This is a genomic window from Chloracidobacterium sp. N (assembly GCF_018304765.1).
GTDB classification, from domain to species: domain Bacteria; phylum Acidobacteriota; class Blastocatellia; order Chloracidobacteriales; family Chloracidobacteriaceae; genus Chloracidobacterium; species Chloracidobacterium aggregatum.
On record NZ_CP072642.1, the window covers coordinates 814,403 to 838,294 of the forward strand.

The 23,892-nt window shown below is 62.6% G+C and carries 20 protein-coding genes and 1 pseudogene; 13 read left to right on the plus strand and 8 right to left on the minus strand.

Annotated elements, in window-relative coordinates; translation table 11 throughout:
- Positions 1 to 44: 44 nt before the first annotated feature.
- The 3 genes from J8C05_RS03470 (at position 45) to J8C05_RS03480 (ending at position 1,873) form a co-directional block, all read left to right on the plus strand.
- A complete protein-coding gene (locus J8C05_RS03470) occupies positions 45 to 704 on the plus strand; it encodes an ABC transporter ATP-binding protein (RefSeq protein WP_211423192.1) in 660 nt (219 codons plus the stop codon).
- The gene (locus tag J8C05_RS03475) at positions 701 to 1,060 is read left to right on the plus strand and encodes a hypothetical protein (protein WP_211422806.1); all 360 of its coding nucleotides are present in this window, start codon (positions 701 to 703) and stop codon (positions 1,058 to 1,060) included. The genes J8C05_RS03470 and J8C05_RS03475 overlap by 4 nt, the downstream gene beginning before the upstream one ends.
- 120 nt (positions 1,061 to 1,180) lie before the next feature.
- Positions 1,181 to 1,873, plus strand: a complete 693-nt coding sequence (locus J8C05_RS03480; protein WP_211422807.1) for a LolA family protein — start codon at positions 1,181 to 1,183, stop codon at positions 1,871 to 1,873.
- Positions 1,874 to 1,908: 35 nt separating this feature from the next.
- Here the strand turns inward: J8C05_RS03480 and J8C05_RS03485 are convergent, their stop codons facing one another.
- A complete protein-coding gene (locus J8C05_RS03485) occupies positions 1,909 to 3,255 on the minus strand; it encodes a DUF58 domain-containing protein (protein ID WP_211422808.1) in 1,347 nt (448 codons plus the stop codon).
- 171 nt (positions 3,256 to 3,426) lie between these two features.
- On the opposite strand from J8C05_RS03485, the gene J8C05_RS03490 reads away from it, so the two are divergent.
- The 5 genes from J8C05_RS03490 (at position 3,427) to J8C05_RS03510 (ending at position 11,251) form a co-directional block, all read left to right on the plus strand.
- On the plus strand, positions 3,427 to 4,899 hold the full coding sequence (locus J8C05_RS03490) for an O-antigen ligase family protein (RefSeq protein ID WP_211422809.1): 1,473 nt from the start codon (positions 3,427 to 3,429) through the stop codon (positions 4,897 to 4,899).
- A gap of 67 nt (positions 4,900 to 4,966) precedes the next feature.
- Complete coding sequence (locus J8C05_RS03495; RefSeq protein ID WP_211422810.1) at positions 4,967 to 6,064, plus strand: peptidyl-prolyl cis-trans isomerase; 1,098 nt, start codon at positions 4,967 to 4,969, stop codon at positions 6,062 to 6,064.
- A gap of 229 nt (positions 6,065 to 6,293) precedes the next feature.
- On the plus strand, positions 6,294 to 7,976 hold the full coding sequence (locus J8C05_RS03500; RefSeq protein WP_211422811.1) for an SUMF1/EgtB/PvdO family nonheme iron enzyme: 1,683 nt from the start codon (positions 6,294 to 6,296) through the stop codon (positions 7,974 to 7,976).
- Between the two features lie 86 nt (positions 7,977 to 8,062).
- Entirely contained in the window at positions 8,063 to 9,577 is a 1,515-nt protein-coding gene (locus J8C05_RS03505; protein ID WP_211422812.1) for a response regulator, read from the plus strand.
- Between the two features lie 150 nt (positions 9,578 to 9,727).
- Positions 9,728 to 11,251: a response regulator gene (locus tag J8C05_RS03510; protein WP_211422813.1), complete on the plus strand. Its 1,524-nt coding sequence runs from the start codon at positions 9,728 to 9,730 to the stop codon at positions 11,249 to 11,251.
- A 47-nt stretch (positions 11,252 to 11,298) separates the two neighbouring features.
- On the opposite strand, the gene J8C05_RS03515 is transcribed toward J8C05_RS03510, so the two are convergent.
- Positions 11,299 to 11,979 (minus strand): tetratricopeptide repeat protein, encoded by a 681-nt coding sequence (locus J8C05_RS03515; RefSeq protein WP_211422814.1) that lies wholly within the window; start codon positions 11,977 to 11,979, stop codon positions 11,299 to 11,301.
- 124 nt (positions 11,980 to 12,103) lie between these two features.
- Between J8C05_RS03515 and J8C05_RS03520 the strand changes: the two genes are divergently transcribed.
- Complete coding sequence (locus J8C05_RS03520; protein ID WP_211422815.1) at positions 12,104 to 14,224, plus strand: molybdopterin-containing oxidoreductase family protein; 2,121 nt, start codon at positions 12,104 to 12,106, stop codon at positions 14,222 to 14,224.
- A gap of 17 nt (positions 14,225 to 14,241) precedes the next feature.
- Here the strand turns inward: J8C05_RS03520 and J8C05_RS03525 are convergent, their stop codons facing one another.
- The 6 genes from J8C05_RS03525 to J8C05_RS03550 all read right to left on the minus strand — a co-directional run bounded on the left by J8C05_RS03525 (position 14,242) and on the right by J8C05_RS03550 (position 19,641).
- Positions 14,242 to 16,149 (minus strand): WD40 repeat domain-containing serine/threonine protein kinase, encoded by a 1,908-nt coding sequence (locus tag J8C05_RS03525; protein ID WP_211422816.1) that lies wholly within the window; start codon positions 16,147 to 16,149, stop codon positions 14,242 to 14,244.
- A gap of 147 nt (positions 16,150 to 16,296) precedes the next feature.
- Positions 16,297 to 16,509, minus strand: a complete 213-nt coding sequence (locus J8C05_RS03530) for a hypothetical protein (RefSeq protein ID WP_211422817.1) — start codon at positions 16,507 to 16,509, stop codon at positions 16,297 to 16,299.
- A 19-nt stretch (positions 16,510 to 16,528) separates the two neighbouring features.
- Complete coding sequence (locus J8C05_RS03535) at positions 16,529 to 16,834, minus strand: RNA-binding S4 domain-containing protein (protein WP_211422818.1); 306 nt, start codon at positions 16,832 to 16,834, stop codon at positions 16,529 to 16,531.
- Between the two features lie 16 nt (positions 16,835 to 16,850).
- Positions 16,851 to 17,624 carry an enoyl-CoA hydratase/isomerase family protein gene (locus J8C05_RS03540; RefSeq protein WP_211422819.1) on the minus strand — a complete coding sequence of 258 codons (774 nt, stop codon included), beginning with the start codon at positions 17,622 to 17,624 and terminating at the stop codon, positions 16,851 to 16,853.
- A 5-nt stretch (positions 17,625 to 17,629) separates the two neighbouring features.
- Positions 17,630 to 18,049 carry a thioesterase family protein gene (locus tag J8C05_RS03545; protein ID WP_211422820.1) on the minus strand — a complete coding sequence of 140 codons (420 nt, stop codon included), beginning with the start codon at positions 18,047 to 18,049 and terminating at the stop codon, positions 17,630 to 17,632.
- Between the two features lie 32 nt (positions 18,050 to 18,081).
- On the minus strand, positions 18,082 to 19,641 hold the full coding sequence (locus J8C05_RS03550) for a YifB family Mg chelatase-like AAA ATPase (protein ID WP_211422821.1): 1,560 nt from the start codon (positions 19,639 to 19,641) through the stop codon (positions 18,082 to 18,084).
- A gap of 187 nt (positions 19,642 to 19,828) precedes the next feature.
- On the opposite strand from J8C05_RS03550, the gene J8C05_RS03555 reads away from it, so the two are divergent.
- From J8C05_RS03555 to recF, 4 genes and pseudogenes are all read left to right on the plus strand, one after another.
- Complete coding sequence (locus J8C05_RS03555; protein WP_211422822.1) at positions 19,829 to 20,692, plus strand: hypothetical protein; 864 nt, start codon at positions 19,829 to 19,831, stop codon at positions 20,690 to 20,692.
- A gap of 134 nt (positions 20,693 to 20,826) precedes the next feature.
- The gene (locus J8C05_RS03560; RefSeq protein ID WP_211422823.1) at positions 20,827 to 21,420 is read left to right on the plus strand and encodes an SGNH/GDSL hydrolase family protein; all 594 of its coding nucleotides are present in this window, start codon (positions 20,827 to 20,829) and stop codon (positions 21,418 to 21,420) included.
- 70 nt (positions 21,421 to 21,490) lie between these two features.
- A pseudogene (locus tag J8C05_RS03565) lies at positions 21,491 to 22,664 on the plus strand (phosphoglycerate kinase).
- A gap of 30 nt (positions 22,665 to 22,694) precedes the next feature.
- Entirely contained in the window at positions 22,695 to 23,888 is a 1,194-nt protein-coding gene (gene recF, locus J8C05_RS03570) for a DNA replication/repair protein RecF (protein WP_211422824.1), read from the plus strand.
- Positions 23,889 to 23,892: the final 4 nt, after the last annotated feature.

Genomic DNA, 23,892 nt, shown 5'->3' on the forward strand with positions numbered 1-23,892 from the left:
ACACGGCGACGGCTCCGGTTCTCGTCGCGGCGCAGTCCCTCACCATGGTCTATAAGGTGGGACGGGTTGCCGTGCGGGCGCTGGACGAGGTGAGTTTCACTGTCCGGCCCGGCGAGTTTGTGTCCATCATCGGGCAATCGGGGTCAGGGAAGTCCACCCTGCTGCATATTCTGGGCGGTTTGCTCAAGCCGACGGGTGGTGCGGTCATCCTGGACGGGCAGGACCTGGCGGCCGTCAGCGATCAGGAACGAACGGCCATCCGCCGGCAGAAGATTGGCATCGTGTTCCAGCGTTTCAACCTGTTTCCAACCCTTTCCGCCGAAGGCAACCTGCGTCTGGCCGAGCAGATTCGCGGGGTCAACGGGCAGGACCCGGCCCATCGCCGCGAGTTGCTCCGGTTGCTCAACCTCGAACAGCGCCTGCACCACAAACCGCTGGAGCTGTCCGGGGGCGAACAGCAGCGGGTGGCCGTGGCGCGGGCCCTCATCAATCGTCCCAAGTTGCTGTTGGCGGATGAGCCGACCGGCAACCTCGACAGCGAAAACTCCCGCATCGTGCTCGACATGCTGCGGCAGCTCAACCAGGAACTGCACCAGACGGTCATCATGATTACCCACAACCCGGAAGCGGCGGCCATCGGCACGCGCATCATTTCGATGCGGGATGGGAAAATCATCGCCGACCAGCCCAATAACCCCCGATGAACCGGCTCTTTCGCGGCATCAAAGCGGCTGTCCTGTGGAACTATGAGCGTGGCTCGTGGCAGTACGACGTGCTGTGCTGCCTCATTCTGGCCTTCATTTTCCTGATTCCATCGAGCTGGTTCGATGAGCGTCCCGTGACGCGCCGCCAGGCGGCCGCCCGGCTGGGCAACATTGGAAACCCGGAGTTCATCAGCATGGCGGAACTCGGTCAGTTCCCGCCCACGACGACGTTGCAGGTCGCGCTTGAACAGGCTGGTGCGGCACGCTTGAAGCGTCCCGTACGGGTACAACACTTCGAGCATGTCAACGATGTGTCCGGGCGCCAGATTGCCGGGTATCACGTCTGGTTCGAGTGAGCGCCGGACACCGCTGCATCAATTTCGGCGACATCTTCCGGTTTAAGCGTGAGTCCGGCGGCGGATATGCGATAGCATGGGCGTTTGTCATCCTTCAGCCACAATGGAGCAGGGCATTACATGAGAGAACGACGGCGACGATGGATTATGGGCGGGCTGCTGTCCCTGATGGGACTTCTGTGCACGGGGCTTCCGGGCAGCGCGCGACCCGGTGGTGTGGACCTTCAGACGGTCATTCGGAATCTGCAGGCGGCGAGTCAGCGGCTCAGTGGCCTGCGCGCCACGGTGGTGCACCAGCGGGTCAACTCACAACTTGGCGTCCGCGAGCCACAGCAGGTGGGCACGCTGCGTTTCAGCACGGGGGGCAATGTCCGGCGGCTGCGGATTGATTACACCGAGCCGCAGTCGAAGACCGTCGTCGTCAACGGCAATGAGGCCATTCTGATTGAACCGGCGCTCAATCAGGCTTTCGTCAGCACGACCAACGAGATTGCCAAGAAAACGGCCTCGACCAGTCTGCTGACCGTCCTGACGGATGCACGGCAGCTTTCCGAAAACTTTGACGTGGCGCTCGAAGGTGAGGAAACCCTCGACGGGCAGCCCACGACGAAACTGCTGCTGCGTCCAAAGAGCAAAAGCCAGTACACGCGCCTCGAAGTCTGGGTGTCGCACCAGAACTGGCTGCCCGTCAAACAGGTGCTGCATACCCGGAGTGACTACACCACGATCCTGCTGAGCAACATCCGCTTGCAGTCCATCCCGGAATCCAGCTTCAAGGTGGACTACAGCAAATACAAGGTCATCCGGGGCTAGGGTGGGCGGTGACGGGGGCACCTGGCCGTGAGCGGTCAGAGCCGTCCGCGCGTTTTGACCTCGAGGTAGCGGTTGACCAGGGCAACCGAGAGCTGTCCGGTCGGCACGTCCAGCGCCAGTCCGCCGAGTTCGACAATGCGGTTCAGGGCCTGTTCGCGTTGGGTGAGGAGTTCTTCGGCCACCGACTGGGCATAGACCTCATCGAGTGATGTCGGCGGCGGTTTGACGAAGGCGCGCAGGTCACGGTCGCCGATGGTGACAATGAGCGGCAGGTGACGTGGAATGAGCGCCGCCGTATGCGCCAGCAGGTCGGCCGAGGCATCCGCATCCACGACATCGGTCAGCAGGACAACCAGCGACCGCTTCCGGCAGTGGCGTCCCAGATGGGCAAAGGCCCGCGCATAGGACGGTTCAATCATCTGCGGCTGTACGTCGTGCAGGTGCTCCAAGATAACCCCCAGTTGACTGGCGCCGGGCCGCGGCGGCAGGAAGTCATCCACCCGGCGGGTGAAGGTCAGCAGCCCGACCTGGTCGCCGCCGGCCACGGCGACGTAAGCCAGCGCCAGCGCCGCATTGACGGCATAATCGAGTTTGGTCAGGTCGCCAAGGCGGGCGGTCATCAGGCGGCCGCAGTCCAGCATCAGCAGGATGCTCTGGCTGCGCTCGATCTGGTACTGCCGCGTGACCAGCTTGCCCCGCCGGGCCGAAGCGGCCCACGCCACATGGCGCAGTTCGTCGCCGATGACAAACTCCCGCAACGACTCGAACTCACGACCCTGCCCACGCAGTCGCTGCCGACGCTCGCCCTGGCGGCCCATGCGATAGGCTTCGATGACCTGCCGCTGTGCGGCGCGAAAGTCGGGGTACACTTTGACCGATTCCACAGCCGGAACGGATGTCTGCCGCCAGACGAGGCCCCACGGACTGTGCAGCCGCACCGCGATGTTGCCAAACTCAAAGCGCCCGCGCGCCGGCGCCAGCAGCTCATAGTGCAGCGTCGCCGTTCCCCGTGGGGGAACCGTAAACTGTCCCTCCCGTTTCGGCGTCTGCATCTGGGGGGGCGGTTCATCCTTGACCCACAGCGTCAGCGGAGCCGGGCGGTGGTTCTGGACTTCAATGGTGACGCCATTGCCACTGCCAATGGCAAAGCGTTCCGCACACCGGCGGCGAAGGGTGAAGCTTCCCCGAAGAGGCGTCCGGGCCGCGTCGAGCAGGGCCAGGCCGAGCAGGGCCACATCGAACGCGCCCCCGACCCACAGGAAAGACGGATGGCTCCACCCCAGTGAGAAGAGAACCAACCCCCCGGCAAAGGCCATGAGAAACCGGGCGGTGAAGACAATGTTCAGGGTGCTGTACGACACCAGAGCAGGTGTTTTTTCCACGTGCGGAACCATAGTATCCCGCCGCTACGGACACAACCGCCGTGTGGTCGGTCAAGCGCTGCCTCGGCCGGTGGTGACTTTGAGGACAGGTGTGAAAAAGCTGGCGTGGCCCGGTCATCCATAGCGTACCAATCTCTCCGGCGGAGGCTCCTGCTGCTTTCCAGGTGGTTTTTGCTGTTGTATGCCGTGCTGGCACCCCACTCGATTGCCGGCGCGCAGGGGAGTGCCCTGGTGCTGGCCCTGCTGTGGGGGCTGGAACGGTGGTTGGCGGCTGGTGACACCACGCTTCCGGCATCGGCGTCCCGGTGGCGGGAGGCGGCGCAGCGATGGTGGCCGCTGGCATTTTTTTTTGTCCTGTGTGCCGTGTCGGCGCTGATGTCCTACGAGCCACGGTGGAGCCTGGATGGGCTGCGTAGCGTGGCCTTTATGGCGACCTGTGGCATTGTGGCGTTCTGGGTGCAATCCCGCGCCCAGGCGTGGTGTCTGGCCTGGACGCTGCTGCTTTCAGCCCAGGTCGGGTTGCTCTACACCGGGTATCAACTGCTGGTGGGAAGTGGTGTGCGTCTGGTCGAACTCAGCCCTGACTCACCTCTGCATCCGTACTTTCAGCCTGGCGATGTCGTGTTGCGCGTGGATGGTGAAGTCGTCCGTACCCCGGAGGACATCACCCGCCTCGTTCTGCAGAAACCATTGCCTTCCAGCCAGCCCGTGAGCGTGACCGGACGGCGCATCGAGCTGCCGCTCACGGCCCCGCTCGACCGGGCGGCACTCCAGTCCCGTCTGGCGTTGCTGGGCCCGGCCGGGTTGGGCATCCGCGCCAGTGCGCCGGCGCGGGACTTTCGCGCCAGCGGGTTTTTTTCGCACTACGTCACCTATGCCGAGGTGCTGCAAATTCTCATTTCCATGGCGCTCGGCATGGCCTGGCGTACCGTCGGACGCCGGCGCTGGTGGCTCTGGGGGCTGGCGCTGCTGCTTTTGCTGGCGCTGGGGCTGACGCTGTCCCGCGGCCCGACGGGCGGGCTCATCGTCAGCGTCGGCGTGATGCTGTACCTGCTGTGGCGGGAGGGCGCAGTCGGTACACCACGGGTGGTGATGGGGCTGGCAATTGCCGGCATCCTGCTGTCCAGTGCGCTGGCCTATGCCTACGCCATGCGCCACATGTCCGTAGTGGATGTCCGTGAAGGCAGTCTGTTCTGGCGGCTGGTGGTCTGGCAGGAAGGCATCGGGCTGGTGGCGAAACATCCCTGGTTTGGCATCGGGCGCCACAGCGACCGGCTGCACGCGGCAGAATGGGGACTGTACGCCCATGGCGATTTGCCGCCCGGCCACTTTCACAACACCTATCTGCAGGTGGCGGTGTGGTACGGGCTGCCGGCTCTGGCGGCCTACCTCTGGTTGCTGCTGACTTATGTCGGACAACTGCTGCGGCGGCTGCGCGACGGCATTGCCCTGGGCGCGCTGGGCGCACTCACCGGCTTTGCCGCGAGCGGCATCGCCCATTTCAACCTGGGAGACGGTGAAGTGTCCATGGTGCTGTGGTTTGTGGTGGGGATAGCGTTGGGGATGCCGGTCACGGCGGAGATGCCAGCCGATCATCCGCCGTCCGGGCACAGGGGAGTTTCATCCAGGGAGCATTTTTCGTAGCATGCCGTGCCTATGGCCCCAGGGGCCGCATAACACAAAAACGCTTTTTGAACGGTAGGAGCCAGACGTGAAAGTTTATTCGTGGTGGTTGATGACCGGCTGTAGTCTGTGGGTTGGCGTGGCGTTGCTTCCTCTGCCGGGAATGGTTGCCGGCTGGCGGACTGCGGCCCAGGAAGCGGTGGTGATTGATGAAACCCTGGTCAGCGTCAACAAGGAACTCATTACCCGCTCGATGCTGCGCCGGGCCGAGAATGCCCTGCGGCGCGATCTTCAGGAACAGTTCCCCAACGACTCAGCCAGGCAGGAAGAAATCTTTGCCCGTTTGCAGCCACGGCTGCTCGTCAGCCTGATTGATGAGCGCCTGATTGCGCAGCGCGCCGAGGAAATGGGCGTGTTGCCCGAAATCGAGGCCCAGGTCAACGCGACGATCCTTGAACTGTGCAAACAGAACAACCTCGAAAACCTGGATGCCTGCCGCGCGGCCATGGAACGGCAGGGCCTGACGATGGAGGACATTCGGACGAGCTATCGCGGACAGTTCCTGCGCCAGGCCGTCTATGGGCAGGATGTCTATAGCGTCCTCATCGAGCAGGTGACGAACCGCGAAGCCGAGGAATACTACCGCGCCCATCCGGCTGATTTCACCGAGCCGGGAGAAATCGAGATCAGTGAAATCTACATCGGCTTCACGCCGGAGACCCAACCCGCCGCTGAGGCGCGGGCGCGGCAGGCCCAGGCTGAACTCAAAGCCGGCCAGCCCTTTGCTGAAGTCGCACGAAAGTTTTCCGACGAAAAACGGGCATCACGCGCCAATGGCGGCAAGCTGCCGCCCTACAAGGATGACCAGTTGGCCGAGGCCTTCCGGGCCGAACTCGACAAACTCAAGCCCGGTGAGGTGACGCCCATTCTGAAGCTGGAAAAGGCCTACCAGATTCTCCGGCTCGATGCCCGCCGTCCGCCTTCGGTCAAGCCCTTTGCCGAAGTGCGCGATCTGGTCAAACGTCTGATTGCGCAGCAGCGCGCCGACGCCAAAATCAGGGAATATCTGCGCGGCTTGCGGGCCAAGGCACTCATTCGCCTGGCCGAGCCGTACCGGAACGTTCTCATCGAAGCCGAAAAGGCCGAAGAAGCCGAGGCGGACGAGGGCGGGAAGAAAAACGGCTAGCTTGTCTTTCCGCCAAAACAGACATCTCCCGTCTACTCCGTTGAGGGGAGTGGGAAAAGCTTCCCCTTCGCACGTAAGCATCGGCTGTCAAAGTACGTTTGAGTACATTGTTGAGTACCTGTGGCAGGCGGCGTAGATTGGAAGCACGTCCTCCCAATCCCTGCTATCAAGAGAGCCGCCCATGCCGACCGCGCTCGATCCTCCATCGCCCACGCTGGATAACGCTGCCATGAACAAAAGACTTGGGGATTACCTCAAAGCCTACGGCGCGCCCTTGCCGGCCCAGGAAGCCCTCGATCTCTTTCTGGGGATGGCGCGCATTGTCCATGGCATGCACGAACAATTTGCCTTTTATGGTCAGGAGCTACGGTTTGACAACATTATCCTGAGCCCGGACCAGCCGCCGCGTGTCCTCGATTGCGGCATTCCCCAGTCCCGCCTGGCGGCCAAGTCACCCGCACCGGAGGACGTAGCCCAGGGTATCCGCCGGGATATTCACCAGTTGGGGGTGATGCTGTACCAGATGGCGACGGGCCAGCCGGTGCCGGAGCGGCGCTCGACCTATAACTTTCGGACGGATTTTGACGAGACCTCCGATCTGTTGCCGGTGCCGGACCCGCGTACGGTCAACCCGGCGGTCTCCATGGAAATTGTCTGCCTGGTCGCCAAAGCCACGGCCCGCGACGCGCAAAGCCAGGCAAAAAGTATCGGGGAGTTGTTGTCCCTGCTGGAGCCGTCGCCGGATGCGGCGGAGGGAGCAGCAAAGGCGGAGTTGTCCGCGCCGGCAGCGCCTGCACCGGCAGCATCTGCGCCGGCTGAGAGCGCCCAGGCGTCGCAGGCGAATCCGCCGGTGCGCCGGGATGCCAAAGTGACTCTCGCCAAGCGGTCGCTGCCGGTGGTTTCCGAACGCACGGGTTTTGTGCTCAACGAAGCCGCCGTCAAGCGGGATGCTCCGCCGGCGCCGGCGCCACCACCGGCCAGCCTGGTGGACGGACTGGCGCAGGCCTTTGCGGATTTGAGTGGAACGGGAGAGCGTCCGACCGGCAAGGGGTTCAAGTTCTTCCTGGCGGGTGTGAGCTGCCTGCTGCTGCTGGTGGTGAGTCTGATCACCTACCGGATTGTCGAAAAGTTCTTTCTGGGGGGCGGGGCCAGCGTGGCGACGCGCCCCACGGTGGAAGCCCTGCGGAGCCGGAGCGAAACGTCCAACCGTCAGACCTTCGTTCCGACGACCGCGCCGGACGATACCCGCGCCCTGCTGCCGGCACTCGTGGCCGTCAAAGGTGGGACCTTTGAGATGGGCAGCCTTGATGGGCAGCCGGATGAGCAGCCGGTGCACCGGGTGACACTCTCCGACTTTGAGATTGGCAAGTATGAAGTCACAAACGCCCAGTACAAGGCGTTCTGTGACGCCACTGGCCGTCCCTATCCCGAAGAACCAAACTTTGCCCGGCTGCGCAACTACTTTCTGGACTATCCCCATCACCCGGTGGTGCGGGTGAGTTGGGATGATGCCAACGCCTACTGCGTCTGGCTGAGTGAACGGACGGGGGACCTCTACCGCTTACCGACGGAAGCCGAATGGGAATATGTTGCCCGCAACAGCCCGATTGGCTGGGACAGCTACCATAGTGGCGGCGCACCGCATGAGGTCGGAACCAGCCCCCCCAACGCACTGGGGATTTATGACCTGATGGGCAATGTGTGGGAATGGTGCGCCGACTGGTACGGCTCCTATCCAGCCGAACCGCAGACGAATCCGAAAGGTTCACCGCGTGGCACGCATAAGGTGCTGCGGGGGTGTTCGTGGTATTTTAGCACCGTGCCGTGCCGTCCGACTTCGCGGTTTCGGTTCGACCCCACGTTGAACTACTGGTTCAACGGAGGCTTTCGTGTCGTCCGGGCCAAACACTGAGCATCCGGGCATCGCCAGGAAAGCACTCGAAGCGGCTGCGAACGTCGGGCTGGGTCGGCACCACTCAATCTTTGTGAGCGGGTTTTATGGGACTCTTTGACCACGTCCGAAGTGCGCGCGAGCAGGTGTCGAATATCCAGGATACCTCGGCGCTGGTGGCTTCGATTGAGCAGTGCGAACGCATCCTGCAGTCCGATCCGAAGCACCTTCCGACCTTGCTGGAGCTGGGACGGCTCTACCAGGAACACGGCCAGACCCAAAAGGCCTGCGATGTGTTTTGTCGGGCCGGTGAAATTGCTGTTGAGCGCAACGATACGGAGCAGGCGCTGGTCAGCTACCGCAAGGCCGAACGGCTGGCAGCAGGCGATCTGCGGGTTGAGCTGTGGCACAAACTGTTTTACCTCAGCTACAAGCTGCGTCGCATGGAAGAGGCCTTCGAGCGGGCCAAGCAGATCGTCGAAACCCTTGTGGAACGTGGCAACACGAAGCGGGCTGCCAACTTTGTCTCCGCCATGCCGGACTTGGGAGCCAAGGATGCCGAATACCGGCAAATCCTCGAAGCCATGGCCGGGGTTGTGCCGCGCCAGACGGGTGCAACTGGAACGGCTGTTGGCACCTGGCGGCGGGCAACCTCCGGCCAACGGAGCGCTGATGAGTACTTTCCGGGACAGACCATCCTGATTGTGGATGACGAGCCGGAGTTGCTGGAAATCCTCGAATCATCCCTGCGGACGCTTGGCGCACGCATCATCACGGCCGCAAACGGTCACATGGCCTGCGAAAAGGTCAAGAAGTACGCGCCTTCGCTCATCATCAGTGACCTCGCCATGCCGGGCATGGATGGCAGCCAGTTCTTTGAGTGGGTGAAGTCACAACCCGAACACGCGCGGGTGCCCTTTATCTGCCTGTCTTCGATTGGCTCAGAGGCAGAACGTGTCGCCGCCTTTGAGATGGGCGTCGAGGACTACTGGACCAAACCCTTTCATCCGACGGAAATCCGCTACCGCGTCAAGCATCTGCTGCGGCGTCTGCGGCGGCCCGTGGATTTTCAGGGCAAGCTGTCCCAGGTCAACCTCGCTGAAATCATCCAGATTCTGGAGTCCGGCCGCCGTACGGGATTGCTGACCATCGAATCCGGTGCAGAGCAGGCGTACCTGTACTTCCGGGATGGCTTCATCCTCAATGCCGAGTGTGGAACCTTGTCCGGGGAGCGGGCGGTGTTTCATCTGGTGGGCTGGACCAGCGGTGATTTTGCCTTCTGCACCATGCCGATGGCGCGTGAAAAGGTCATTCAACTGACTCCGCAGCAGTTGCTGATGGAAGCCTTCCGGCGCTTCGATGAAGTCGAGCGCGTGTTGTCGTCCCTGCCAAATCAGCATGAGGTGTTCGTCTGTCGGCCGGGATTTGAAAAAGCTCCGGAAGTGGCCGAGCAGTTGGCGCAGGGCGGTGAATTCGTGGCCAATCTGGAGACGATTCGCCAGCTTTTCGACGGCACCCGCACGTTGGAAACCTGCTGCCAGTCCTTGCGCGATGACCTCGAAACGCTGCTTCTCGTACGTGAACTCGTTGACCGCGGGTTGCTCGTGCCGCGATCAGCGTGAGGGTAGCCCGTGGCGGCCAGATTATGGCACGATTGGGCCCGATTGTTCCAAAGCCATATCTTTGCGCATCGTCTATTCTGTTTTTCAGTCTGTTGATGACCGTGGCGACGCTTTCCCCGGCGTTGTACCAAGGTGACATTCGAGGTTGCCATGGGACTGTTTGATCGGATTCTGAATGCCCGCGCACAAGTGACCAACCTGCTTGACAATGCCAAGCTCAACAGCGCCATTGAGCGTCATGAACGCGAACTTGAACAGGACCCACGCAACCTGGGCGCTCTGCAGGAACTGGGTTTGCTGTATCAGGAGCGCGGTGAGCCACAAAAAGCCTGTGAGGTGATGCTGCGAGCGGCGACAATTTATTTCGACCGTCTGGACTTTGAGCAGGGAATGCTTCTGTGCCGCAAGGCAGAGCGGCTGGCTTCCGGGGAAACCCGGCTTGATGTCTGGCGCAAGCTGTTTGAGATCAACCACCGCCTGCGCCGCTATGACGACGCCTTCGGACGTGCCAAACAGATTGTCGAGCACCTGATGGAACTGGGTGATACGGTGCGGGCGGCGGACTTTGTCAACCTGATGCCGGACCTGGGGCCGAAAGACATTCTCTACCGCCGGGAACTCAAGCTGCTGGTCGGTCTCGAAGCGGACAACGTCGCCACGGTTGGACAGGTGTCGAGCACGTGGCAGCGCAAGCAGGCGACGGTACGCGACCCGGATGAATACTTCCCCGAACTGTCGGTGCTCATCGTGGATGACGAGCCGGGGATTTTGAACGTCCTGGAAACCAGTCTGCGCTCCCTCGGCCCGCAAATCCTCATGGCATCAAACGGGCGGGTGGCCTGTGAGATGGTCAAGGCCCACCAGCCAGCGCTCATCATCAGCGACCTCAACATGCCGGAAATGGACGGCAGCCAGTTTTTTGAGTGGCTTCGCTCGCAGCCGGACTGCGCGCATATTCCTTTCGTCTGCCTGTCTTCAGCCGACAGCGAAGCCGAGCGCATGGCCGCCTTTGACATGGGGGTGGAGGATTACTGGTCCAAACCCTTCCGCCCCATGGAAATTCGCCACCGCGTCAAACGTCTGCTCAAGCGGGTGCGGCCGCCCGTGGATTTGCAGGGCAAGCTGGCGCAGGTCAGTCTGGCCGAAGTCATCCAGATGCTCGAAACCGGCCGCCGCACGGGACTCCTGCTGCTGACGCGCCAGCAGGAAGAAGCCAGGGTTTATTTTCGGGATGGGTTCATTCTGGACATCGAATATGGCGCAGTCCGCGCCGAACGGGCCTTTTTCCGGCTCGTGGGCTGGACGACCGGAAGCTTCACCTTCCGCTCGCTGTCCATCGGCCGCGAGCCGGTCATCAAGCTCAATCCCCAGCAGTTGCTGATGGAAGCCTTCCGGCGCTTTGATGAAGTCGAGCACCTCATTGCCGAGCTTCCCAACCGCGACCAGACCTTCATCTGTGGTGATGGTTTTGAGCGCGCGCCGGAAGTCGCCGAGCAGATTGCCCAGGAAGGTGAATTTGCCGCCAACATCGAGCGCGTGCGGCAGTTGTTCGACGGTTCACGGACCCTTGACCAGTGCTGCGACGAACTGCGGGATGACCTCGAAACGCTGCTTCTCGTTCAGGAACTCATCAACCAGAAGCTGCTCGTTCCGGGGCAGGTCATCGAGCTGTAGCGCGCCTGAAAACACGGCATGCCGGACGACGCACCGGGCAGGTCAGCCTAGAGCTTCCTGAGCAATGCCCGCGCTTCGCGTTTGTAGCCTTCATCCTCGCGCTCGTGGTGGCGGGAAAGCGGTGCATCCAGAATCCACTGCAAGTGGTGTCTGGCCTTCGCCTTGTTGCCGAGTGACAGGTAGCATTCGGCAATGTAGAGGTGATTGAGATAGAACTTGGGGCCAAATTCGAGCGCGGCTTCAAAACACTCGATGGCTTTACGTTTGTCGCCAATGGAGACGGGCCAGCCCGGCACCTTGTCGTAGATGCGCCCCAGCACCCGCCACGGGCCACCGTAAAAGTAGGATTCGTCAATTTCGATGACCCGTTCGGCGCACCGCTGAATGGGCTTGATGAGCGAAAGGCTCTTCAGAATCCCTTTCTCGTTGCCATACATGCCATAGTTGACGGCCAGCCAGAAGTTGCCCTCCAGAGAGTTTTCGTTGACTCGGACGGCTTCCTCGCCGTATTCCACGCCTTGTTCAAACAGGGCCAGCTTGTCCTTGGGGGCCGCCATTTCGCCGCGCCAGTACTGGATTTCAGCCAGCAGCCCATAAGCCCAGTCACACTGCCGGTCTTTTTCGAGAAGCGACACCAGCGCGTCTTCCGCCTGATCGAGGTTGTCAGCGGCCAGTTCCCGCTCATTGATGAGTTTGCGAACTTTCGTGAAGACGGCTTTGTGCTTCATGGGCGACTCCGCACTGGACGCGAGGCAGGTTTTCAAAAAGTATAGGCTAACTATAGCGAAGTTGTGTCGTTTCGGACATGCCTTCGTCACAACCAATTGCTGCCAACCGGGAAAAGACGAACGTATGGTTGCCCTGAATGTCGTTCATGCTGCGTGTCCACATGATTGCCCGGACACCTGCGCTATTGCCGTCACCACAGAAGGCACGGGTGCGGCGCGCCGCGCCATCAAGGTCGAAGGCGATGCCCGCCACGCCGATACGGCCGGTTTTCTGTGCGCCAAGGTGTCAAAGTACCTGGAGCGCGTCTATGACCCGCGACGGGTGCTGCACCCGTTTCGCCGCTGTGGGAAAAAGGGCGAGGGCCGGTTTACCCGCATCACTTGGGACGAGGCCATTGCCGAAATCACCGGACGGTGGAAAGACCTGATCGCAACCTGTGGGCCGCAGTGCATTCTGCCTTACAGCTACGCCGGAACGATGGGACTGGTACAGGGACAGGGCATGGACCGGCGCTTTTTCCACCGCATGGGGGCCTCCCTGCTGGCGCGTACCATCTGCGCCACGGCCGGCGCGGCCGGCTACAAGGCGACGATTGGCGCGAGCATCGGGATGGAAGCCCGGCACTTCGCCGAGTCGAAGTTCATTCTCATCTGGGGAAGCAATCCGGTCACCTCGAACGTCCATCTGTGGCGCTATGTGCTCGAAGCCAAAAAGCGCGGAGCGCGGGTCGTCACCATTGATCCCTACCGGACACGCACGGCGGCGGCTTCCGATGAACATCTGGCCATCATCCCTGGTACGGATGCGGCACTGGCGCTGGCAATGATGCGCGTCATCGTGGATGAGCAGTTGTATGACGCCGACTACGTAGCCCGCTACACGCTGGGCTTCGAGGCGCTGTGCGAGCGGTTGCAGTCCTACACGCCGGCTGCCGTCGCACCGATGGTTGGTCTCGATGAAGCCACCATCGTCGGACTGGCGCGGGCTTATGCCCGGACGCAGCCCAGCGCCATTCGGATCAACTATGGCTTGCAGCGGCATGCCGGCGGGGGCATGGCCGTCCGCACCATTGCCTGTCTTCCGGCGCTGGTCGGGGCGTGGCGACATCCGGCCGGTGGCATTCTGCTTTCAACTTCGGGGACGTTTCCGCTCAACTACGCGGCGCTGGAGCGCCCGGACTGGATTCCGCCCGGAACGCGCACCATCAACATGACGCGCCTTGGCGAAGCCCTGATGAATCGGGATGAAGCCGGCCGCCCGGCCGGCTTTGACCCGCCGGTGCTGGCGCTTTACGTCTATAACTCGAACCCGGCGGCCATTGCGCCCGATCAGAATCAGGTCCTCGCCGGACTGCGTCGGGAAGACCTGTTTACGGTCGTGCACGAACAGTTTTTCACCGATACGACCGATTATGCCGACATCGTGCTGCCGGCGACGACCCAGCTCGAACACATGGATGTGGTCAAACCGTATGGGCATCTGTCGCTGATGTTCAACGAGCCGGCCATTCCGCCACTGGGTGAGGCGAAATCAAACTCCGATGTCTTTCGTCTGTTGGCGCAAGCCATGGGCTACACCGAGCCGGAGTTACAGGAAAGCGACGAGCAGCTCATCCGGGCCGTGCTGGATGTTCGTCACCCGTGGATGGAAGGCATCACCTTTGAGCGGCTGCGCGCGGAAGGCTACGTGCGGCTCAATCTGCCCAGCCCGTTTGCGCCCTTTGCCGAAGGTGGTTTTCCAACGCCTTCGGGAAAATGCGAGTTCTACTCTGAAAGCCTCGCACGCCAGGGGATGGACCCGCTGCCGGCCTATGTGCCACCACGGGAAAACGTACACAGCAATCCACCGCTGGCGGCGCGCTATCCGCTGGCGCTCATTTCACCGCCGGCGCATAACTTTCTCAATTCGACCTTCGTCAATCAGGATTCGCTCCGCCGCGTCGAAAAGGAACCCATCGTCGAGCTGCATCCGTCCGACGCTGAGCCACGGGGCATCCGCGACGGGCAGATGGTCCGGGTGTTCAACGACCGGGGGGCCTTTTGCGTCCGTGCGCGGGTTTCCGGGCGAATCCGGCCGGGTGTGGCCTATGCGCCCGGCATCTGGTGGGCCAAGTTCAGCCCCGATGGCCGCAACGTGAATGCCACCACGGGGCAGGCGCTGACCGACCTTGGCGGCGGTGCTACCTTTTATGATGTCCTGGTGGAAGTGGAACCGCTTGACGCTCAGGCGCGAGCGTTGCTCTGAACGTTGCAGGGAGGAAGCTAGTCCGCTATCGGCGTAAGTTGCCAGAGGTGGATGAGGGCATCTGCTCCGCCGGAGGCCAGATGCCGGCCGTCCGGCGCAAACGCCAGGGATTGCGCTGCGCCATCGTGGGCCTCGACGGTGACAAGGTTGGTGAAATCCTGCGTGGACCAGAGCTTGATGACACCATTCCAGTCACTGGAGGCGAGCCACCGGCCATCGGGCGAAAGCGTCAGCGCCCGGATGGCTTCGAGATGGGCTTCGACCGTCTGGAGCGGGCTGGTTTCAGTGGCGTGCCAGAGGCACAACTGTCCGTCCCGGCCGCCGGAAACCAGGCGGCCGTCGGGCAGATAGACCAGTGACGTTGGCGCATGGCCGGACCGCCGCAGCATGGTCTGTTCCGTTTTGGAAATCAGGTCCCAGAAGTGAATGGCATCATCGGCGCCGCCGGAAGCCAGCGTATGCCCGTCCGGGGAGAGCGCCAGCGCGTCAATGGTTTTGATGTGGCCGAGAAAGGAAGCAATCTGGCGTTGCCGCAGGGCGTCCCAGATTTTCACTTCCGTGTCAAACGCCGTGATGAGCCAGCGGCCGTCAGAAGCAAACAGCAGGGCGCGCACGGCCGTCCGGTGCCCGAAGGAAGCAATTTCAGTGGCATCGCGCAGCGTCCAGAGTCGGGCCGTGCCGTCGGCCCCGCCGCTGGCCAAGCGGAGTCCATCCGGGGCAATGGCCACGGCATTGACCGAGTATTCGTGGCCGCTGAACAGTCCGATTTCACGGTGTGTCCGCAGGTCCCAGAGGCGAACGCTCCCATCGCCGCTGGCCGAGGCCAGCCAGTCACCACTGCCGTGGTAGGACAGGCTCTTGACGACGTGTTCATGCCCGGTCAGGGTGGCGACCAGTTTCAACTCGACCGGTTTTATCTGCGACAGATCGAGGGTGGGGAACGTGGCCGAAATCTTGGCGATGTTGAGTGCGGCGGCTGTTTCCTCGGCTTCCCGCAGGGCGTGCTCAAATTCCTGGCAGAGCAGAAGGGCCGTTGGCTGCCGCCGTTCACGCGCTTTCGACAGCGCCTTGAGCACGACGCGCTCGATTTCTTCGGGAATGTCCGGGCGCAGCCGCCGCATCAGCGGCGGCGGGTCAACCGCATGCTGGATGATGACGGCCGATGGCGTCGGCGCATCGAAGGGGACGTGGCCGACCAGCAGTTCGTACAGCGTGACGCCGAGTGAGTAAATGTCCGATGTCCGGTCGAGTTCTTCGCCCCGGCACTGTTCCGGCGACATGTAGTGTGGCGTACCCATCACCAGTCCCGGCTCGGTGAGGTTGGAAACCGTAGTCCCGGGCCGTTCCTTGAGCTTGGCAATGCCGAAGTCCACGACCTTGACGATTTCTTCGCCGGTTTCGGGCTTGCTGAGCAGGATGATGTTGTCCGGCTTGATGTCCCGGTGGACGACGCCGGCTTCGTGCGCCGCATGGATAGCCTGGCAGACGGGCCGCAGAATGGACACAATCCGCTGCGGCGACAGCCGTTCGTGGCGTTCCAGTTCTTCGCGCAGGGAATGCCCGGTCAGCAGTTCCATAGCGAGGTACGCCTGGCCGGTCGGCAGGATGCCAAAGTCATATACACTGATGACATTGGGATGGTTGAGCCGCGCCGCCGCCCGTGCTTCCTGGCGGAAGCGCTCCAGGGTTTCCTGGTTGGAGACAAAATCAGGCAGCACGATCTTCAGGGCAATCGTGCGGTCGAGTTCCAGATGCGTCGCCCGATAGACCGAGCCCATGCCGCCCTGGCCGATGAGGGCGTCGAGACGATACTTGCCGCTGATGATGCGTGTTCCGGGAAAGGCCTCGGCCAGAAATATCCCGTCTTTTGTGCAGCGCAAATCGGTGTCGTCGTAACACTGCTTGCAGACCGGGCAATATCGCATGGTGCTATCCGAGGAAGGGATCAGACGGTGAACGCAGCATAGGCAGGCCACTGGGCCGGTGTCCAGCATTGTCTTCGGGCAATGATATTGGTGCACGTCTGCGCCGGATTCAACACCGGCCGTCCTGGCGCCGGGCGGCGTGGCTTTTCAGTCCGGGGGCAGGGTGTCGTCCTCGGCGGTGATGTCGGTTTCCATCTCCGCTGGGTTTTCTGCCAGCTCAAGCTGAATGAAGCGCAGCTTGACGGCGGCCACGTTGAGCGCATCACAGGCGGCATCAAACAGTTCAAAGCCGGCCCGTCCGGTGAGGATGTCCTGCACAAGCTGCGTGGCTTCCTGCAACTGCGCATAGGCTTCGACCATGAGTTGTCGGTGTGCGGGGCTAAGGGACATCTTCCACCGGCGTCAGGGGTGCTTCAGCCAAAAACTCTTCGGCCAAAAGCTCTTCGGAGAGCCGTTCGTAGAGCGCCGCCGGCGCTTTGACGCTTTTCGTTTCCGGGACGGCCAGCACGCGCACGACAAGCCGCCGGCGGCGCAGGTGCAGCGTCAACGTGTCGCCGGGCCGGACCGGCCGTGAGCTTTTTGCCGGAAGCCCGTTGACGAGCACGGCCCCTGCTTCACACAAATGCTGCGCCACGGTACGCCGTGGCACGAGCCGGCTGACTTTGAGGAACGAGTCAAGGCGCATGGGCGGTGGCTTCCGGTCAGTGGTGTTTCCAGTTGGGTTTCCGTTTTTCCCGGAACGCCAGCAGCCCTTCCTGCACGTCGCTATAGCTCATCAACTGGTTGAGATACTGGTCTTCGACGGCCTGCATGGCCGCTTCGATGTCGTGAAAATACGCCGTATGCAGCGCACGCCGGGCGGATTCCAGCACCGGCGCACTCCAGCCGCGCAGAACGGCCAGCAGTTCTTCGGTTTTGACAGCGAGTTGCTCCGGCGGGACGACGTAATCCACCAGTCCCACGCGCTGGGCCTCGGCGGCGTCAAGCACTTCCGACAGCAAGACCATCCGCAGGGTGCGGTGCCAGCCGATGATGCGCGGCAGGAGCACGCTGGACGTGGCGGGATATAGCCCAAACCGGATTTCCGGTTGCCCAAAGGTTGCCGTCGCCACGGCGATAACCAGGTCACAGTACGCCACAAGTTCACAGCCCATGCCGAAAGCCTGCCCCCGTACGACGCCGACCACCGGCTTGGACAGCGTCCGCAGGTTGCGGTAGATGGTGTGAAATTCCTGAAGCGTCTGGTAAGCCGTGGAAGGCTTGTGGTCTTCGACCGAAATGCCGGTTGAAAAGGCCGTGCACTCCGGTTCGGTGGTGATGACGATGGCATGAAAGCTGTTGGCCGGCTTCCGCCCCAGCGCGTCGAGAAGCTGGTTGATTTCGCGCATCATCGCCAAACTCAGGACGTTGAGCGGTGGGGAAGCCAGTGTCAGGAAGGCAATGTGGTTTTCGATAGCAAGGCGTGCAAGAGGCATGGCAGTCACCGTGACATCAAGCGTTTTTGTGCGCCGGCCAGCAGGCGTTCGACCGTGACGATGGCGCGGGTGTGTTCGCCTTCGCCGATTTTACCGGCCGGGTCAAAGGCTTCGACGCGAAACCGATGAAATTTTCCGTCGTTTCCAAGATAGGTTGCCGTGGCCGTGACCGTCGCGCCAACTGGTGTCGGAGCCAGATGGCGTACGTTGACTTCCACGCCGACGGAAAGTTCACCCGCCGCCTGGATACGCTCCAGCATCCGCCCACAGACAAGTTCCATCAGGGCAATCATCCGAATGGTGGCAAACACATCAATGTAGGCATCCTGGTAGCTTCCGTCCCTCCACTCGGCCGACAGGCCGTGCGCGGTATCGTGTTTGGTGACGACGTAGGTGACGGTTTCGGTCTGTCCGACGGCAAGCATTGGCAAACTCCATGCAACTGGCAGCTTGCGGGCTACTTCCAGTAACTCCGGTCAAGACTGCGGTACTGAATGGCTTCGGCCACGTGGTGCGCCGCGATGTTGGTTGCGCCTTCAAGGTCGGCAATGGTCCGGCTGACCTTCAGGATGCGGTCATACGCCCGCGCCGAAAGCCCCAAGCGTGCCATAGCCGTCTCCAGCATCTGCCGGCCGGCACTGTCAAGCCGACAGTAGCGCCGGATAGCCTGCGGCGTCATGTGCGCATTGCAAAACATGGCTGGCTTTGTCTTGTCGCGTGTTCTGAAGCGTTCGAGCTGGCGTTCGCGCGCCCGCATCACCCGCGCCCGGATGGTGGCGGAGTCTTCACCGGGCGCATCGGTGGCCAGTTCCCGGAAATGAACGGCCGGAACGTCCACGTGAATGTCAATCCGGTCCAGCAGCGGGCCGGAGATTTTGGCGACATACCGTTGAATCTGGGCCGGCGTGCACTGGCATTCGCGGGTGGGGTCGTTGAAAAAACCACATGGGCAGGGATTCATCGCCGCCGCCAGCATGAAGCGCGCCGGAAAGGTCAGCGACATTGCCGCCCGTGAAATCGTCACCTTGCCGTCTTCAAGCGGCTGGCGCAGCACTTCGAGCGCATTGCGGTCAAATTCGGGGAGTTCATCCAGAAACAGGACGCCGTGGTGCGCCAGACTGACTTCTCCTGGACGCGGAGCCGCCCCGCCGCCAATGAGACCGGCATCCGAAACGGTGACGTGGGGGTTGCGAAAAGGACGCTCGCACACCAGACCCTGCCGCTGCGTCAACCCGGCGACGCTATGGATGCGCGTCACGTCAAGGGCTTCCTCGAAGGTCAACGGCGGCAGGATGGTCGGAATCCGACGGGCGAGCATCGTCTTGCCTGAACCCGGCGGCCCGATCATCAGGATGTTGTGCCCGCCGGCGCAGGCCACCTCGATGGCACGGCGCACGTGCAGTTGCCCGCGAATGTCCCGGAAGTCCGCGTGGCCGTCGGTGGTTGCCGCCAGCATGGCCGAGACATCCACGGTGAACGGCGGCGGCAGCGGATCGCTTTCCAGCAGGTTCAGCACATCCGCCAGGGAATCCACCGGATAGGTGGCCAGACCGCTGACCACGGCCGTTTCGGGGGCGTTGTCGCGGGGCACAACCATGTACCGCAGGCCGTTTTCCCGTGCCTTGAGCGCCATGGAGAGCGCACCTTTGACAGGGCGCACCTGGCCGTCCAGGGACAGTTCGCCGACAAACAGCGTCTCCGCCACATACCGGCCGCGCCAATCGCCGGCTGCCCCAAGCACGCCAACCGCAATCGGCAGGTCAAACCCGGAGCCTTCCTTGCGCAGGTCGGCCGGGGCGAGATTGACGGTCATCCGCTGGTTTGGAAACAGATACCCGCAGTTGGCAATGGCGGCGCGAATCCGCTCACGGCTTTCCCGGACAGCCGCATCCGGCAGACCAACCATGGTCACAGTGGGCTGGCTGTCGCCCATGTGCGGCGTAAGGTGGACTTCGACTTGTACCAGGTGGGCGTCAATGCCAAAGACGGCCGCACCGAACGTTTTGAACAGCGCCATGGGTGCAACGGATATGACCAGACTGCGAGACCTTGAAACTAGGTTTTCCACGGCCGACGCGCAAGCCAAAAACTGCTGCGGCCGGCCGGTTGCACTTGGCAGCCCGACTTGATTGAATCGGGGCCGTCTGGCGTTCCCACCCGTCGCGTTGCTCACCCTGCACCGTGTGTCCGTCAAGTGTTTCCTGATGCTGCCTGCACTTCTTTCTGACAGCCTGCGCCGGGCAACGTCCGGGGCAAAGTGGGCCTTGCTGCTGACGCTGGTCAACCTGGGGCTATCCGTACTGGCGCTGCTCCCGGTCATTCTCTGGCTCAGTGCGGTCAACAGCGCCTCGTTGTTTGCCGAACGTCTGCTGAAGGACACCCTCGACATCGAATGGCTGTTCGTGGCGCTCCGCATCGGGAAAAGCGCCTTTCCCATCCGTCTGGCCATCACCTCTGGACTCGCCCTGCTGATCGGCTACCTCATCATCACATTCCTGTCCGGCGGCATCATTGCCACTTTTGCGCCACGCGAAGCGCCGCGCGCGTTCTGGGCGGACTGCCGCCGGTATGCGCTGCCGCTGTTGGCGGCCGGGCTGCTCACGGGGCTGCTGCTCGCCATAGCCGGCGGTGTGCTGGTGCTGTCCTGGGGGCCGCTGTACAGCCTCGTGACCGAAAACCAGACGACGCCGTGGCGCGCTGACCTCATGCAGTGGCTTGGCCTTGGCACCGGGCTGGCGATGTTCTGGAGCATTCATCTGGTGATGGACTACCTCAAGCTGGCGCTGGTGGTGCATGCGCCGCAGCGGTCGTGGAAGGGCCGCCTACGGGCATGGTGGGGGCTGTTTGTCCACCGTCCGGGCACGACCATCGGGTTGTATCTTGCGACGACGCTGTTGTGGCTGCTCGTCATCGGCAGCCTGCTGTGGCTGATGGGACAGGTGACGCCGGTGACCTGGTTTTCCGCGGCCCTGCTGGTGCTGCTCAGCCAGATGCTGGTGTTTGCCCGGCACTGGGTGCGGCTGGTGTTCATCGCGGGCGGGTGCCGTTTGCTGGAAACCGTGCCGTAAGGTGTGGAATGAAACGGGCCGGACGCCGGTGGGTGGGGTGGTGGAGTTCGGTGTGCCTGACTGTTGCCGTTGGCTGCTTTTCCAGACCACTGCCCGCACCGCAGCCGGCGTCAGACGTGGGAAAGGGTGTCGTCATGAAGCGTTACCTGGCTCTGGGGGATTCCTACACGATTGGGGAGGGGGTGGCTGAACCGGAACGTTTTCCCGAACAGCTTTGCGCCGCCCTGCGCCAGCGCGGGCAGAACTGGGACGCGCCACACATCATTGCGCGTACCGGCTGGACGACCGATGAACTGGCAGAAGCCATTGCTGCCCATCCGCCGGCAGGACGCTTCGATCTGGTGACGCTGCTCATCGGCGTCAATGACCAGTACCGGCGGCAGACACCGGAAGCGTACCGTCCCCGGTTCCGCGCGCTGCTTCAGCAGGCCATCGCCTTTGCCGGCGGACAGCCCCGGCAGGTCATCGTCCTTTCCATTCCTGACTGGTGTGTGACGCCATTTGCCGCCGAACAACACCGGCAGAATGAAGGCCCCGTCATTGACCGGTTCAACGCCGTCAACCGTGAGGAAACGCTGGCGGCTGGAGCGCACTACGTGGATGTCACGGCCATTTCGCGCCGGGCGGCGCAGGAAACCTCCCTGCTGGCGGCCGACGGACTGCATCCTTCGGGCAACATGTACGCGCTGTGGGTGGCGGCCGCTCTGTTGTCCGTTCCGCTGGAGTAGCTTCGGCGGTGTGATTCCCGATACACTTTCCGCACCACAACGACTTTGATCTTCTTCCCGGAGCCAGCCCATGCGTACCATTCGAGACCTTGACCTGCACCAGCGGCGTGTCTTCATTCGCGTAGATTTCAACGTTCCCGTCAAAGACGGTCAGGTAACGGACGACACGCGCATCCGCGCGTCCGTGCCCACAATCCAACTGGCGCGTGAAAAAGGCGCCAAAGTCATTCTGGCTTCGCATCTGGGACGCCCCAAAGGCGCGCCGGAAGCGAAATACAGCCTTCAGCCGGTCGTCCCAGTGCTGAGCGAACACCTGGGTGCGCCGGTACGCTTTGCCCCGGATTGCGTCGGCCCGGAAGTCGAAAAGCTGGTGGCCGAACTTCAGCCGGGAGAGGTGCTGCTGCTTGAAAATCTCCGTTTTCACGCCGGCGAAGAAAAAAAACGACGAAGCCTTTGCCCGTCAGTTGGCGGCGCTCGCCGAAGTCTATGTCAACGACGCCTTCGGTACGGCACACCGGGCACACGCCTCAACGGCCGGCATGGCGGCTTTCATCCCGGAGCGGGGCGTCGGGCTGCTGATGGAGCGGGAACTGGAATACCTTGGCAAGGCGCTGCATGCGCCGGAGCATCCCTACGTGGCCATTCTCGGCGGCGCGAAGGTATCGGACAAAATCGAGGTCATTGACAAAATGCTGGATGTGGCCGATGCCGTGCTGATTGGCGGCGCGATGGCCTACACGTTTTTGAAAGCCCGTGGCATCGAAATCGGCCGCTCGCTCGTTGAGGAAGACAAACTCGATGTGGCGCGCGCGCTGGAGTCCAAAGCCCAGGCGCGCAACGTCCGGCTGCACCTGCCGACCGACCACGTGGTGGGCGATCTGGCGCGTCCTGAGCTGGAACCCCAGACGGTTTCGGTGACGGCGACGCCGCCCGACCTGGCCGGGTATGACATCGGGCCGGAAACGATTGCCGCCTACCAGTCCGAAATTGCCACGGCGCGCATGATTGTCTGGAACGGCCCGATGGGCATTTTTGAGCAGCCGCGCTATGCCGCCGGAACGAACGCCATTGCAGCCGCCGTGGCGGCCGCTGAGGCCATCAGCATTGTCGGCGGCGGTGACAGTGTGGCCGCCATCAACGCCGCCGGTCTGGGCGACCGGATTACCCACGTCTCCACGGGCGGCGGCGCCAGTCTGGAGTTTCTCTCCGGCATCGAACTGCCCGGCGTGGCCGCGCTCCGGTAAGCCGTTGTCGGGTTGCGTACAGGGAAGGGCATGGAGATCACATCCGTCACGGTAGATGGCTTCCGCAATCTGGCCGGAACGTTGTCGGCTGCGCCGGGGCTGAACGTCCTGTGGGGTGGCAACGGGCAGGGCAAAACCAACTGGCTGGAAGCCATCTATCTGCTGGCGACGACAAAATCCTTTCGGACGCACCAGCCGCAGGAACTCATGGCCTTTGGCGCGGCGGCGGCCCATCTGCGCCTGGAATTGCAACGGCGCACGGGCAGTTCCGTCACGCTGGATATGCATCTCGAAGCCGGGCGCAAGGTCATGTTGGTCAACGGCAAGCGGGCAGCTTTGCGCGATTACCTGGGACAACTCGTGGTGTTTGCCTACGGGCGCGAGGCGCTGGATGTCGTCTGCGGCGAGCCGGAGCAGCGCCGGCGGTTTCTCGACCGGGGCATCCTGAGCCTGAAACCGGCTTATGTGCAGACGCTGCTGGATTACGCCCGGGTGCTCAAACAGAAAAATGCCCTGCTGCGCGTTGTTGCCGAGCGGCCTGAGCACCGCGACTGGCTGGATTCCCTGGACGCATGGAATGCGCAACTCGTCGAACTGGGGACGGAACTGCACGTGGAGCGGGCGCGCTACGCCGAACAGCTCGATGCCCATCTGGAACGGCAGCTTTTCGGGGCTGAACGGGTGGCCATCCGCTATGTGTCGTCGCTGGAGCCGGACCTGCCGCCGACGGCGGAAGCCTTCCGGGCCGCCATGACCGAACGGCTGGCGCGCCGCCGCGCGGCTGAACTGGCCGTCGGGCATGCGCTCGTCGGCCCGCACCGGGACGATCTGGCCATTCTGATGGATGGACGGGAAGTGGCGCGCTTTGGCAGCGCCGGTCAGCAACGCAGTACGCTGCTCGTCCTCACGCTGGGGCAACTGGCGCTGTACCGGGCGCACTGCGCCGAGCCGCCGGTGTTTCTGCTCGATGACCTCGATGCCGAACTTGACCCGCGACGGATCACAACCCTGCTGGCATATCTGGAGGACAAAGCCCAGACCTTGGTCACCACAACCAAACCGGGGCTGGTACGCGGTGCGGCCCGCTGGCTGGAGCTGCGCGCCGGGCGGCTTGTCTCCGCCCACGATGGGGACTACCAGCCGCCGGCAGACGTTTTCCCGGAAGCCTGTCTCGAAACACAAACTTCCGCCGCAGGACTGATACCGGCCGATGGTTTTGGCTAGGGTC

What these genes read in the sequence shown, in the direction of transcription:
- J8C05_RS03520 (WP_211422815.1), top strand. Translation starts at nt 12,104, where the DNA reads ATGGTTGCCCTGAATGTCGTTCATGCTGCGTGTCCACATGATTGCCCG.
- J8C05_RS03535 (WP_211422818.1), bottom strand. Translation starts at nt 16,834, where the DNA reads ATGCGCCTTGACTCGTTCCTCAAAGTCAGCCGGCTCGTGCCACGGCGT.
- J8C05_RS03540 (WP_211422819.1), bottom strand. Translation starts at nt 17,624, where the DNA reads ATGCCTCTTGCACGCCTTGCTATCGAAAACCACATTGCCTTCCTGACA.
- J8C05_RS03470 (WP_211423192.1), top strand. Translation starts at nt 45, where the DNA reads ATGGTCTATAAGGTGGGACGGGTTGCCGTGCGGGCGCTGGACGAGGTG.
- J8C05_RS03550 (WP_211422821.1), bottom strand. Translation starts at nt 19,641, where the DNA reads ATGGCGCTGTTCAAAACGTTCGGTGCGGCCGTCTTTGGCATTGACGCC.
- J8C05_RS03525 (WP_211422816.1), bottom strand. Translation starts at nt 16,149, where the DNA reads ATGCGATATTGCCCGGTCTGCAAGCAGTGTTACGACGACACCGATTTG.
- J8C05_RS03510 (WP_211422813.1), top strand. Translation starts at nt 9,728, where the DNA reads ATGGGACTGTTTGATCGGATTCTGAATGCCCGCGCACAAGTGACCAAC.
- J8C05_RS03530 (WP_211422817.1), bottom strand. Translation starts at nt 16,509, where the DNA reads ATGGTCGAAGCCTATGCGCAGTTGCAGGAAGCCACGCAGCTTGTGCAG.
- J8C05_RS03500 (WP_211422811.1), top strand. Translation starts at nt 6,294, where the DNA reads ATGAACAAAAGACTTGGGGATTACCTCAAAGCCTACGGCGCGCCCTTG.
- J8C05_RS03480 (WP_211422807.1), top strand. Translation starts at nt 1,181, where the DNA reads ATGAGAGAACGACGGCGACGATGGATTATGGGCGGGCTGCTGTCCCTG.
- J8C05_RS03475 (WP_211422806.1), top strand. Translation starts at nt 701, where the DNA reads ATGAACCGGCTCTTTCGCGGCATCAAAGCGGCTGTCCTGTGGAACTAT.
- J8C05_RS03505 (WP_211422812.1), top strand. Translation starts at nt 8,063, where the DNA reads ATGGGACTCTTTGACCACGTCCGAAGTGCGCGCGAGCAGGTGTCGAAT.
- J8C05_RS03515 (WP_211422814.1), bottom strand. Translation starts at nt 11,979, where the DNA reads ATGAAGCACAAAGCCGTCTTCACGAAAGTTCGCAAACTCATCAATGAG.
- J8C05_RS03555 (WP_211422822.1), top strand. Translation starts at nt 19,829, where the DNA reads ATGCTGCCTGCACTTCTTTCTGACAGCCTGCGCCGGGCAACGTCCGGG.
- recF (WP_211422824.1), top strand. Translation starts at nt 22,695, where the DNA reads ATGGAGATCACATCCGTCACGGTAGATGGCTTCCGCAATCTGGCCGGA.
- J8C05_RS03560 (WP_211422823.1), top strand. Translation starts at nt 20,827, where the DNA reads ATGAAGCGTTACCTGGCTCTGGGGGATTCCTACACGATTGGGGAGGGG.
- J8C05_RS03545 (WP_211422820.1), bottom strand. Translation starts at nt 18,049, where the DNA reads ATGCTTGCCGTCGGACAGACCGAAACCGTCACCTACGTCGTCACCAAA.